General features: G+C 68.9%; 10 protein-coding genes. All 10 read right to left on the bottom strand.

The genetic code is table 11. The features are described 5' to 3' along the window. Positions 1 to 933 carry an FKBP-type peptidyl-prolyl cis-trans isomerase gene (locus EBO15_RS31925; protein WP_122198198.1) on the bottom strand — a complete coding sequence of 311 codons (933 nt, stop codon included), beginning with the start codon at positions 931 to 933 and terminating at the stop codon, positions 1 to 3. A gap of 179 nt (positions 934 to 1,112) precedes the next feature. Continuing rightward, positions 1,113 to 2,471, bottom strand: coding sequence for a Pup--protein ligase (gene pafA / locus EBO15_RS31930; RefSeq protein ID WP_122198199.1), 1,359 nt, complete (start codon positions 2,469 to 2,471; stop codon positions 1,113 to 1,115). Positions 2,472 to 2,676: 205 nt separating this feature from the next. Further along, positions 2,677 to 3,420 carry a proteasome subunit alpha gene (gene prcA / locus EBO15_RS31935; RefSeq protein WP_122198209.1) on the bottom strand — a complete coding sequence of 248 codons (744 nt, stop codon included), beginning with the start codon at positions 3,418 to 3,420 and terminating at the stop codon, positions 2,677 to 2,679. A 21-nt stretch (positions 3,421 to 3,441) separates the two neighbouring features. Next, entirely contained in the window at positions 3,442 to 4,290 is an 849-nt protein-coding gene (prcB, locus tag EBO15_RS31940; protein WP_122198200.1) for a proteasome subunit beta, read from the bottom strand. Between the two features lie 247 nt (positions 4,291 to 4,537). Further along, positions 4,538 to 5,704 (bottom strand): endonuclease domain-containing protein, encoded by a 1,167-nt coding sequence (locus EBO15_RS31945; protein ID WP_147481758.1) that lies wholly within the window; start codon positions 5,702 to 5,704, stop codon positions 4,538 to 4,540. Positions 5,705 to 5,846: 142 nt separating this feature from the next. Then, the gene (locus EBO15_RS31950) at positions 5,847 to 6,056 is read right to left on the bottom strand and encodes a ubiquitin-like protein Pup (RefSeq protein WP_122198202.1); all 210 of its coding nucleotides are present in this window, start codon (positions 6,054 to 6,056) and stop codon (positions 5,847 to 5,849) included. 262 nt (positions 6,057 to 6,318) lie between these two features. Further along, the gene (gene dop / locus EBO15_RS31955; protein WP_122198203.1) at positions 6,319 to 7,836 is read right to left on the bottom strand and encodes a depupylase/deamidase Dop; all 1,518 of its coding nucleotides are present in this window, start codon (positions 7,834 to 7,836) and stop codon (positions 6,319 to 6,321) included. Between the two features lie 196 nt (positions 7,837 to 8,032). Next, on the bottom strand, positions 8,033 to 9,796 hold the full coding sequence (gene arc / locus EBO15_RS31960) for a proteasome ATPase (RefSeq protein ID WP_122198204.1): 1,764 nt from the start codon (positions 9,794 to 9,796) through the stop codon (positions 8,033 to 8,035). A gap of 282 nt (positions 9,797 to 10,078) precedes the next feature. Continuing rightward, on the bottom strand, positions 10,079 to 11,092 hold the full coding sequence (locus EBO15_RS31970; protein ID WP_233616564.1) for a tRNA (adenine-N1)-methyltransferase: 1,014 nt from the start codon (positions 11,090 to 11,092) through the stop codon (positions 10,079 to 10,081). A gap of 110 nt (positions 11,093 to 11,202) precedes the next feature. Further along, a partial coding sequence (locus EBO15_RS31975; RefSeq protein ID WP_233616565.1) for a site-2 protease family protein occupies positions 11,203 to 12,314 on the bottom strand: 1,112 nt, incomplete at its 5' end.

Raw genomic sequence — 12,314 nt, forward strand, 5'->3', positions numbered from 1 at the left:
TCAGAACGCCCCGAGGACGTCCACCACGAACACCAGGCTGTCGTCCGCGCGGATCCCCGCCTGCGGCAACCCGCCCAGCGGCTTGTACGCCAGATCCGGCGGGACCACCAGCAGCAACCGGCTCCCCACCGTCCGCCCCACCAGCGCCTGGTCCCAGCCCTTGATCACCTGACCGGTCCCGATCGTCACCGCGTGCGGATGCCCGCCCGTCCACGACGAGTCGAACTCCTTGCCGTCCCGCCAGAACACACCCTTGTACTGCAACGCCAGCAACTGCCCCTTGCGCACCTGCGGGCCCTCACCCTGCACCAGCGTCCGCACCTGCAACGACTTCGGCGCCGACCGCTTCGGCACCGTGATCGACGGCGCCTGACCCGCGCCACCATCCCCCACCTGCGGCGACGACGCGTCACTCACCGCCTGGCTCTTCCCCCGCGCCATCGCCGACGGCGGGAACACCCCCCGCACGTCCAGCACGTACACCAGCGTGTCGTCCGGACCGATCTGCCGCCCCTGGTCCCCCGCGTCCCCGTACCCCTGCTTCGGCGGGATCTTCGCGACGACCCGCGCCCCCGGACGCGCCCCCTCGAACGCCTTCGCCAGCCCCGGCACGATGTCCCACGTCGGGAACGCCTCCGGCTGCCCCGTCATGTAACTCGACGCCAGCAGCTTGCTGCCGTCCTTGCTCCACCGGTAACCCACATAGTCGGCGACCACCAGATCGCCCTTGCGCGCCCCCGGCCCCTTGCCCTTCGCCAGCGTCCTCGTCGCGAACCCGTCCTTCGGCGTCCCCTTCGGGATCTTCACCTCGGGACGCTGCCCCGCGGCCCCCTTCACCGACACCTGCACATCCGCCCCGCCGCACCCGGCGGCGAGGAACAACGGAGCGGCCAGCACCACGGCCGCGGACACGGCGGAAACACGACGACGCATACAGAGGGTCCTTCACGGGGGCGTCACGACATCCAAACTGGCCGCTCACCCTACCGGCCGGTCACCTCCGGGCAAGCGCCACCTCACCCCGCCGCCACCCCGCCCCGAGAACAGGGCCAAAACGAAACGGCCCGCGGGCCCGGCCTCCCAGCCGAACCCACGGACCGTCCACACCGCCGTCACATACCGGCGATCAGCTTGTCGACACGCTCGTCCACCGAACGGAACGGATCCTTGCACAGCACCGTCCGCTGCGCCTGGTCGTTCAACTTCAGATGCACCCAGTCCACCGTGAAGTCACGCCGCTTCTCCTGCGCCCGCCGGATGAACTCCCCGCGCAACCGCGCCCGCGTCGTCTGCGGCGGCACCGACTTCGCCTCGAAGATCTCCACGTCCCGCGCCACCCGCGCCACCGACCCCCGCCGCTCCAGCAGGTAGTACAGCCCACGCTCCCGATGCACGTCGTGGTACGCCAGATCCAGCTGCGCCACCCGAGGCGAACTCAACGGCAGATCGTACTTCCGCCGGTACCGCTCGATCAGCTTGTACTTCGTCACCCAGTCGATCTCCCGGCCGACCAGATCCAGATCACCCGTCTCCACCGCACGCAGCGTCCGCTCCCACAGATCCAGCACCCGCTTGGCCACCGGATCGCCGCCACGCCGGTCCACGAAGTCCTTCGCCTTCCCGAAGTACTCCTTCTGGATCTCCAGCGAACTCGCCTCCCGGCCGTTCGCCAGCCGCACCTTCCGCCGGCCCGTCATGTCATGACTGACCTCACGGATCGCCCGGATCGGATTCTCCAGCGTCAGATCCCGCATCACCACGCCGGCCTCGACCATCCGCAGCACCAGATCCGTCGCGCCCACCTTCAGCAGCATCGTCGTCTCGGACATGTTCGAGTCCCCGACGATCACATGCAGCCGGCGGAACCGCTCCGCGTCCGCGTGCGGCTCGTCCCGCGTGTTGATGATCGGACGCGACCGCGTCGTCGCCGACGACACACCCTCCCAGATGTGCTCCGCCCGCTGCGACACGCAGTACACCGCCCCGCGCGGCGTCTGCAGCACCTTCCCCGCACCACAGATGATCTGCCGCGTCACCAGGTACGGGATCAGCACGTCCGCCAGCCGCCCGAACTCCCCGTGCCGCCCCACCAGATAGTTCTCGTGGCAGCCATAGGAGTTCCCGGCCGAGTCGGTGTTGTTCTTGAACAGGTAGATGTCACCGGCGATCCCCTCCTCCCGCAGACGCCGCTCGGCGTCCACGAGAAGCTCCTCCAGGATCCGCTCACCGGCCTTGTCATGCGTCACCAGGTCCACGACGCTGTCGCACTCCGGCGTGGCGTACTCGGGATGACTGCCCACGTCCAGGTAGAGCCGCGCGCCGTTGCGGAGGAACACGTTGCTGCTGCGGCCCCACGACACGACCCTGCGGAACAGATAGCGCGCCACCTCGTCAGGTGACAACCGCCGCTGACCGCGGAACGTGCAGGTGACGCCGTACTCGTTCTCAAGCCCGAAGATGCGCCTGTCCACACAGCGAGCCTATGCGTCCGGACGCCGACTTGGCAGCCTCCACCGCCCCTTGTTTCACCGGATCGGAACACGGCCCCCGCCAAACCTCACGGCAGGCACCTTTACGTCGTAGATCAATAAGGTGGAAAGGAAAGACCCGCCACGGCACACCGCGACGGGCCTCCCCCGAACACACCACCCCCGGACACCCGGGAACAGCAGGACCTCAGGACTCGGGCGAACCCTCGCCGCCGTCCTCCACCTCGTCCTCCACCGAAGCCGCACCCGGCTCCTCCGACAACAACGCCGACACCCGCGCCTCCGCCAGCCGGCGGAACAGACGATGCTCCCGATGCCGGTCCAGCACCGCCACCTCCAGCGAACGCGCCTCAAGCCGGCGCTCACTGTCCTGAGCCTCCAGCGAACGCACCGCCACCCGCAACGCCTCGGCCAGCGGCAGACCCTCCCCGAACCGCTCCTTCAACGCCTGCGACACCGCATCCGCCTGACCACCCATCGCCAGGAACCCATGCTCGTCCGCCACCGAACCATCGAAGGTCAACCGGTAGATCTGATCCAGCTCCGCCGACTCACCGACCTCCGCCACCACGAGCTCCACCTCGTACGGCTTGTTGGTCTCCGTGAAGATCGTCCCCAGCGACTGCGCGTACACGTTCGCCAACCCGCGCGCCGTCACATCCCGGCGGTCGTACTGATACCCGTTCACATCCGCGTACCGCACACCACCCAGCCGCAGATTCTCGAACTCGTTGTACTTCCCCACCGCCGCGAACGCGATCCGGTCGTAAATCTCACTGATCTTGTGCAACGCCCGCGACGGATTGTCCGCCACGAACAGAATCCCGTCCTCATACTGAAGGACCACCACACTGCGGCCACGCGCGATCCCCTTACGCGCATAGTCCGCCTTGTCCTTCATCTGCTGTTCGGGCGACACGTAGAACGGCATGGACACCGGCCTGCATCCCTTCTATCGCAGCGGGGCGGTCGGACCGCCCGGCGCCTCGTAACGACCCTCGACGACGCTGCGCGCCAGCGCCCCCACCTCGTCCTCGCCCAGCCTCCGGTACCCGTCCGCCGTCACCGACGCCACCACAGGGAAGATCCCCCGCGTCAGATCCGGACCACCCGTCGCCGAATCATCGTCCGCCGCGTCGTACAACGCCTGCACGCACACCAGCGCCGCGTCCTCCGCCGACAGATCCGCCCGGAACAACTTCTTCAACGACCCCCGGGCGAACGGCGACCCCGAACCGATCGTGTGGAACTCCCGCTCCTCGTACCGCCCGCCCGCCGGGTCGTACGAGAAGATCCGCCCCCGGTCCTCGACCTCGTCATAACCCGCGAACAACGGCACCACCGCGAGCCCCTGCATCGCCATGCCCAGATTCCCGCGCACCATCGACGCCAGCCGGTTCGCCTTGCCCTCGATCGAGAGCGTCCGCCCCTCACGCTTCTCGTAATGCTCCAGCTCCACCTGGAACAACCGCATCAGCTCCAGGCCGATCCCGGCCGTCCCCGCGATCGCGATCGCCGAGAACTCGTCCGCCCGGAACACCTTCTCGATGTCCCGCTGAGCGATCACATGCCCCGCGGTCGCCCGCCGGTCCCCCGCCATCACCACACCACCGGGGAACGTCACCGCCACGATCGTCGTCGCGTGCGGAATCTCTTCCACACCCACGGCCCCCTGCGGCAGCACCCGCCGACCCGGCAGCGCGTCCGGAGCGTACGCCCCCAGGAACTCCGTGAACGACGAGGTGTCCGGACTCCCGAACAACCCGGGCAGACGCCCGCCAAGCGCATCCTGCGACGCCACGCGACTCCTTCCCTCCAGCACGGCACCGGCTCCAGCCCCGCGAACACGACCTCACCGGCGCGGACACCTAGACCCTACTGTTCACCCCGCGCCCACCGCATTCCGTGCACGCCCCCACCCGCTCCGCCCACGGCGAACCCACCGAACTCCGGCCAAGCCACCCGGCCCCCACCGCACTCCACCCCACAACCATCACCGGACGGCCCCCAGAGGACCGTCCGGCACACTCCACCCACATTCGACCGGCTCAGCGCGCCGACCCCACAAGCGCCTGGGCGAACGGATCGGCGAACGGACCACCGAAACACCACTCCGCCTCCCACGCCGCGTCCCGCAGCGCCTTCCGCCTCCGCACGTCCTCGTCCCGAACGCGCTCCCAACCGTCCTTCCCCACCCCGGCCGGATCCACATCCGGAAGCGTGAACGACAACCGCACCCCGCCCCCGTCCACCGGAACCTCCGTCACCAGCGACCCGTCCAGATACGCCGCCGCCCGCCGAATCGTCCCCGGATCGTCGCCCAGAAGTCCCATCCCCGAGTTGCACCCCAGGCAGAGCGCACCCCGGACCGCCTCCGAGTCATGACAGTGATCGATGTGCTCCGGCTCCCGATCACCACAGATCGCACACAAGCCGCCCTGCAGGGCGACCAGCGAATCCGCCTCCGCCTCGGTCAGGCCGTACCTCTCCCGCAGCTTGTAATGCCGAGCCGACCCCAGCGCATCCGCACGGGCCACCCCGTACATCACCTCCAGGTGCCGCCGCGACCGCCCCACAATGGTTGTGGCGTCGAACTCCAGCCACAGCCGACGCGCATGCGAACCGCGCCCTTCCAGGTAATCGGCCGCGTCCTCCAGGCGCCAGACCTCGTCCTCGAACTGCCCCAGGCCGTTGTTGCACTTGAAGCACAGCATTCCCCGGACCCGTCCGATGACGTGATCGTGGTCCACATGCGCCGCGGGCTGGCGCAGGCAGATCACACAGACCCCGCCCTGCGCCGCGAGAATCGCGTCGGCCTCCTGCTCCGTGATGCCGTACCGGAGCTTGAGCAGATAGTTCCGCCCGCTACCGTGATTCAGCACCCTGTTCTCCGCGCAAACCTTCGTATGGCACGGTTTGCAGTAGCCGTGAACGCCGGATCGTGAGGACCGGTTCTTCGAGAAGGCTTCGAGGGGCTTGACCTCCTCGCACCGGGGGCAGAATTTCATCCCTTCCGGAACGCTCCGACGCGGCTGGTAACGCCTCACTTCCCGACCCTCGCGCTCAGCCCTCCGGCGTTTGGATTCCGCAGTGCGGATACCGAAACACGGTCTGCAGTAGAGGGCCAGGCCGTCCTTGGAAGCCTTGCGCTTGAAGAACTCCGTGACGGGCTTCCTCTCGCCACAGTCACGGCACTCTTTGAGAACGATCACCACACCCACCCACCCCCGGAGCGGTCTCCGGAATTCGAAGGCGCGAACTGTGTCCCATCAAGCTCGAGACTAACAGCTCACACGTTCGAGGACATACGTTTGACCGTTCGAACGACCCCTCGGTTCAGTATGTCCGATTTGTATATTATTGTCCGCCTTTCTGGACAAATCCCCTTACGAATTCTTCTGCGTTCTCTTCCAATACTTCGTCGATTTCGTCCAGAATTGCGTCGACATCGTCCGAGAGCTTCTCCTGCCTCTCCTGGACGTCGCTCTCGGGGGCCGCCTGGGTCTCCTCGACCTCTTCGGTGCGGTGGGTGGTCTGCTTCTGACCGCCGGTGTCCTTCGTGGCCATGTCCCGTACCTCCACTCTGCCGGTACCCCCAACCCTATCCCCGATCACTGGCGGCGAGCGGGCACCGACGCCCAGGTCAGGCCGGGCGGCCGACGCGGGGGGCCTGGTGGGGTTATCGCCCGTCCGGCAACCGCTGAAACGGGCATACCGGTCACGAACGCGCGTCGGTCGGAGGCGTTCCGTGACGACGTGCGCGCCCGCTTCCAGGACGTGCGGAAAAGCCCTCCCGGACGTCGTCCGGGAGGGCTTCTCGGAGGCTCGGTCAGCGCTGGCCGGTGAGGGTGGCGACGAGGTCGGCGGCGGTGCGGCAGCGGTCCAGCAGGGCGCCCACGTGCTGCCTGGTGCCGCGGAGCGGTTCCAGGGTGGGGACGCGCTGGAGGGACTCGCGGCCGGGGACGTCGAAGATGACCGAGTCCCAGGAGGCCGCGGCGACGGCGTCGGCGTACTGGCGGAGGCAGCGGCCGCGGAAGTAGGCGCGGGTGTCCTCGGGGGGGTCGTCGACGGCGCGGCGGATCTGGTCCTCGGTGACGACGTGTTCCATGCGTCCGCGGGCGGCGAGGCGGTTGTAGAGGCCCTTGCCGGGGCGGATGTCGGTGTACTGGAGGTCGACGAGCTGGAGGCGGGGGTGGGACCAGTCGAGGCCGTCGCGGTTGCGGTAGCCCTCGAGGAGTTCGAGTTTGGCGACCCAGTCGAGTTCGCGGGACAGCTGCATGGGGTCGTCGCCGAGGCGGTGGAGGACCGATTCCCAGCGGTCGAGGACGTCCTTGGTCATGTCGTCGACGTCGGCGCCGAAGCGGTCCTCGACGTACTTGCGGGACTGTTCGAGGTACTCCATCTGGAGCTGGACGGCGGTCATCTTGCGGCCGTCGCGGAGGGTGAGGAGGTGTTTGCAGGTGGGGTCGTGGGAGATGGCGCGGAGTGCGGCGACGGGCATGTCGACGGAGAGGTCGACGGTGAGGAAGGCGTCCTCGATCATCGCGAGGACGAGGGCGGTGGTGCCGAGCTTGAGGTAGGTGGAGACCTCGCTCATGTTGGCGTCGCCGATGATGACGTGGAGGCGCCGGTATTTCTCGGGGTCGGCGTGGGGTTCGTCGCGGGTGTTGATGATGGGGCGTTTGAGGGTGGTCTCGAGTCCGACCTCGACCTCGAAGAAGTCGGCGCGCTGGCTGATCTGGAAGCCGTCGCCGCGGCCGTCGACGCCGATGCCGACGCGTCCGGCGCCGGTGACGACCTGGCGGGAGACGAAGAAGGGGGTGAGGTGCCGGACGATGTCGGCGAAGGGGGTCTCCCGCTTCATGAGGTAGTTCTCATGACAGCCGTAGGAGGCGCCCTTGTTGTCGGTGTTGTTCTTGTAGAGCTGGATGGGGTGGGTGCCGGGGACGAGGCCGGCGCGGTGTGCGGCGTCGGCCATGACGCGTTCTCCGGCTTTGTCCCAGATGACGGCGTCGAGGGGGTTGGTGGTCTCGGGTGCGGAGTACTCGGGGTGGGCGTGGTCGACGTAGAGCCGGGCGCCGTTGGTGAGGATGACGTTGGCGAGGCCGAGGTCCTCGTCGGTGAGCTGGGTGGAGTCGGCGACCTCGCGTGCGAGGTCGAAGCCGCGGGCGTCGCGGAGGGGGTTCTCCTCCTCGAAGTCCCAGCGTGCTCTTCTGGCTCGTGCCGCCGATGCCGCGAGGTAGGCGTTGACGACCTGGCTGGAGGTCACCATCGCGTTGGCCCCTGGCTGACCGGGTACGGAGATGCCGTACTCGGTCTCGATGCCCATCACCCGCCGAACACTCATATCGTCGAGCCTATCGGGGTGGGCGGGGTGGAGCCATGGGGCCGGGGTCCGGTGTTGCGGCGTGGTGGGTTTCGGACGGGCCGGGTGGGGTGGTGGGCGGCGTGTCCGGTTGGGGTGCGGGGTGGTGTGCGGGCGTGCCGACGGCGCGGCCCCGGGGGGGGGGCCGCGCCGTCGGTGCGGGTCGCGTGGGCCGGTGTTACAGGTACTGGCCGGTGTTGGCGACGGTGTCGATGGAGCGTCCGGCTTCGGAGCCCTGCTTTCCGGAGACGAGGGTGCGGATGTAGACGATCCGTTCGCCCTTCTTTCCGGAGATGCGGGCCCAGTCGTCGGGGTTGGTGGTGTTGGGCAGGTCCTCGTTCTCGCTGAACTCGTCGACGCAGGCGGCGAGGAGGTGGGCGACGCGGAGGCCCTTCTGGCCGGTGTCGAGGAATTGCTTGATGGCCATTTTCTTGGCCCGGTCCACGATGTTCTGGATCATGGCGCCGGAGTTGAAGTCCTTGAAGTAGAGGACTTCTTTGTCGCCGTTGGCGTAGGTGACCTCGAGGAAGCGGTTCTCCTCGCTTTCGGTGTACATCCGTTCGACGACGCGCTGGATCATGGCCTCGACGGTGGCGTCGGGGCTGTCGCCGTGTTCGGCGCGGTCGTCGGGGTGGAGCGGGAGGCCGGGGAGGATGTACTTGGAGAAGATGTCCTTGGCGGCTTCGGCGTCGGGGCGTTCGATCTTGATTTTGACGTCGAGGCGGCCGGGGCGCAGGATCGCGGGGTCGATCATGTCCTCGCGGTTGGAGGCGCCGATGACGATGACGTTCTCCAGGCCCTCGACGCCGTCGATCTCGCTGAGGAGCTGGGGGACGATGGTGTTCTCGACGTCGGAGGAGACGCCGGATCCGCGGGTGCGGAAGATGGAGTCCATCTCGTCGAAGAAGACGATGACGGGGGTTCCGGCGGACGCCTTCTCGCGGGCTCGTTGGAAGACGAGCCGGATGTGGCGTTCGGTCTCTCCGACGTATTTGTTGAGGAGTTCGGGGCCCTTGATGTTGAGGAAGAAGCTCTTGCCCTCTTGGCCGGTCTTCTCGGCGACCTGTTTGGCGAGGGAGTTCGCGACGGCCTTGGCGATGAGGGTCTTGCCGCATCCGGGGGGGCCGTAGAGGAGGACGCCCTTGGGGGGCCGGAGGTGGTGTTCGCGGAAGAGGTCGGCGTGGAGGTAGGGCAGTTCGACGGCGTCGCGGATCTGTTCGATCTGGGGGCCGAGTCCGCCGATCTCCTCGTAGGAGATGTCGGGGACCTCTTCGAGGACGAGTTCTTCGACCTCGGCCTTGTGGATCTTCTCGTAGGCGTATCCGCTGCGCGTCTCCAGCATGAGGGAGTCGCCGGGGCGGAGTGGGACGCCGCGGAGGGGTTCGGCGAGTTTGATGACGCGTTCCTCGTCGGCGTGCGCGATGACGAGTGCGCGTTCTCCGTCGTCGAAGAGTTCCTTGAGCATGACGACTTCGCCCTGCTCTTCGAATTCGAGGGCCTCGACGACGTTGAGGGCCTCGTTGAGCATCACTTCCTGGCCGCGCTGGAGTTCGTCGACCTCTACGGCGGGACTGACGTTGACGCGCAGTTTGCGTCCGCCGGTGAAGATGTCGACTGTTCCGTCGTCGCGGGCTTCGAGGAAGACACCGAATCCGGATGGTGGTTGTGCGAGCCGGTCGACCTCCTCCTTGAGGGCCACGATCTGTTCGCGGGCCTCCTTGAGGGTCGCCACGAGCCGTTCGTTCTGGCCTGTCACTGCGGCCAGGTTGGCTTGTGCCTCGTGGAGACGTTCTTCCAGTACCCGTACTTGGCGCGGGGATTCCGCGAGTTTGCGGCGCAGTACGGAGATCTCCTCCTCCAGGAAGGACACCTGTGTCTGGAGGTCTCGAACCTCCTTTTCGTGCTGCGCCTTGCGCGCCCCAGCTTCGTCACGAGCGGCCACGCCCCGTCACCTCCTCACGAAGAGCCGACGACCTACTGAGACCCTACCTATCTGGAGGGCTTCCGTAACCTGCCCATTCGGTGTTCGTGTCGTGCCGGAGCGTTCCGGGCGGCGGGGAGGCGGGGGCGTGGCGGGGCGGTTCCGGTCGCGGTGCGCGACGGCGGGGGCGGCTTGGAGGGTGCTTGGGCGGGTGTTTGCCGAGTTCGGCGGGTGGGGCGGCGGGTGCGGGGGTGGTGGGCGGGGGGCGGGCGCCGGGTGGGGCGCCGGTGATCGGATTGTGATCTAGGACTCGTCGCGGCCGGGCGTGGCGGGGGTGGTCCCGTGGCTGGCGTCCGGGGCGTCCTGTGCGGTGTCGGTGTCCTGCGCGGTGGCGGTGCCCGGGGTGGTGTCGGGCTGGGCGCCCTTGGCGGGGCGGCGGCGGCGCAGGGGCGGGGTGACGCCGTCGGCGAGGCGTCGGGCGGTGACGAGGAAGCCGGTGTGGCCGATCATGCGGTGGTCGGGGCGGACGGCGAGGCCTTCGACGTGCCAGGAGCGGAGCATGGTCTCGAAGGCGTAGGGCTCGGCGAACGCGCCGTGGCCGCGGAGTTCCTCGACGATGCGGGACATCTGGGTGGTGGTGGCGATGTAGGCGCAGATGAGGCCGCCGGGGACGAGGGCCTTGGCGACGGCGTCGACGGTCTCCCAGGGGGCGAGCATGTCGAGGACGACGCGGTCGACCTCGGTCTCGGTGAGGGTGTCCTCGAGGGAGCCGACGGTGAGCTTCCAGGAGGGGTGGGGGCCGCCGAAGAACTTCTCGACGTTGGCGCGGGCGATGTCGGCGAAGTCGGGGCGCCGCTCGTAGGAGGAGAGGGTGCCGTGTTCGCCGACGGCGCGGAGGAGGAAGCAGGAGAGGGCGCCGGATCCGGCGCCGGCCTCGATGACGCGGGCGCCGGGGAAGATGTCGGCCTGGGCGACGATCTGGGCGGCGTCCTTGGGGTAGACGACGGCGGCGCCGCGGGGCATGCGGACGGCGAAGTCGGACAGCAGGGGGCGGAAGGCGAGGTATTCGACGCCGCCGCTGGAGCGGAAGACGGTGCCTTCGGGGCTGCCGATGATCGTGTCGTGTTCGATGCTGCCCTTGTGGGAGTGGTACTGCTTCCCGGGCTGGAGGGTGATGGTGTTGATGCGGCCCTTGGGGTCGGTGAGCTGAACCTGGTCGCCGGGGCGGAAGGGGCCGTGCGGGATCCGGCCGGTGGCCGGGGCCTGCGCGGGGGTGGTGCTGGTGTCGCCGGAGGTCGGCGGCGTCGGTTCGCTCATGGGTGTCAAGGCTAGCGGGCTTGTGGGACCGCTCGGTTCGTCCGGGCCGGGGCCGTCGGCGGGGCTGGGGGCGCCGGTGATGCTGGAGCCGCGGGTGGGGGCGGGCCGGGTCAGATTCCGGCGAAGGCGCGGTCGACGTCGCTGACGGCGAGGACGCCGTAGACGCCGCCGTCGGGTTCGAGGAGGAGGTATTCGGTGGCGGGGGCGCGGCGGAGGGCGTTGATCAGGTCCTCGCCGGTGAGGTCGGCGGGGAGGGAGAGGTCGGGTTCGAGGCCGCGGGAGAGGTCGCCGACGGTGATCCAGGGGCGGCGCTGTTCGGGGGTGGCGGTGACGGCCTTCTCGCTGACGAGGCCGAGGGGGCGGCCGTCGTGGTCGGTGACGACGAGGGCGCCGGCGTGGGCCTCCTGGGCGCGGCGGACGGCTTCGGCGAGGGGGGTGTCGGCGGTGACGAGGGTGGCGCGGCGGGCGAGGCGGCGGGCGGACAGCAGGGGGATGCGGTCGCGGACGCGTTCGGCGCGCAGGGCGTGGGTGGCGCCGATCCAGATGGTGGAGGCGACCATGGCGGACCAGAGGAGGGCGAGCCAGCCGAAGCCGCGTCCGGGGAGGGAGGCGAGCCAGACGCCGGTGAGGAGGCAGCCGACGGCGACGGCGCGGCCGATCCAGGCGGCGGCGACGGCGCCGCTGCGGGCGTGGCCGGTGATCTTCCAGACGGCGGCGCGGACGAGGCGTCCGCCGTCCAGGGGGAGGCCGGGGAGGAGGTTGAAGACGCCGACGAGGAGGTTGGCGATGGTGAGGGCGTCGACGAGGAGGACGGCGACGGGCGGCAGGGGCAGCAGGTAGTGGGCGGCGATGCCGAGGGCGGCGAGGACGATGTTGACGAGGGGGCCGGCGAAGGCGATGAGGAATTCGCGGCCGGGGGTGGGGGCCTCGCGTTCGATGGAGGTCTCGCCGCCGAGGATGTTGAGGGTGACGGAGCGGACGGGCAGGCCGAGGCCGCGGGCGGTGACGGCGTGGCTGAGTTCGTGGACGAACACCGAGCCGTAGAGCAGGAGGGCGTAGGTGAATGCGACGAGGTAGCTGGCGGGGCGTCCGACGGCGTCGCTGACCTGGCCTTCGAACATGATGGTGACGAGCAGCGCGATGGGGAACCAGCTGGGTGAGACGAAGACGGGGACGCCGAAGGGGCGGCCCATGGGGATGCCGGGCGGGCGGGGCGCGGGCG

Source organism: Actinomadura harenae (genome assembly GCF_003696215.1).
Classification (GTDB): Bacteria; Actinomycetota; Actinomycetes; order Streptosporangiales; family Streptosporangiaceae; genus Spirillospora; species Spirillospora harenae.

What these genes read in the sequence shown, in the direction of transcription:
- EBO15_RS31925 (WP_122198198.1), bottom strand. Translation starts at nt 933, where the DNA reads ATGCGTCGTCGTGTTTCCGCCGTGTCCGCGGCCGTGGTGCTGGCCGCT.
- EBO15_RS31950 (WP_122198202.1), bottom strand. Translation starts at nt 6,056, where the DNA reads ATGGCCACGAAGGACACCGGCGGTCAGAAGCAGACCACCCACCGCACC.
- prcA (WP_122198209.1), bottom strand. Translation starts at nt 3,420, where the DNA reads ATGCCGTTCTACGTGTCGCCCGAACAGCAGATGAAGGACAAGGCGGAC.
- dop (WP_122198203.1), bottom strand. Translation starts at nt 7,836, where the DNA reads ATGAGTGTTCGGCGGGTGATGGGCATCGAGACCGAGTACGGCATCTCC.
- EBO15_RS31970 (WP_233616564.1), bottom strand. Translation starts at nt 11,092, where the DNA reads ATGAGCGAACCGACGCCGCCGACCTCCGGCGACACCAGCACCACCCCC.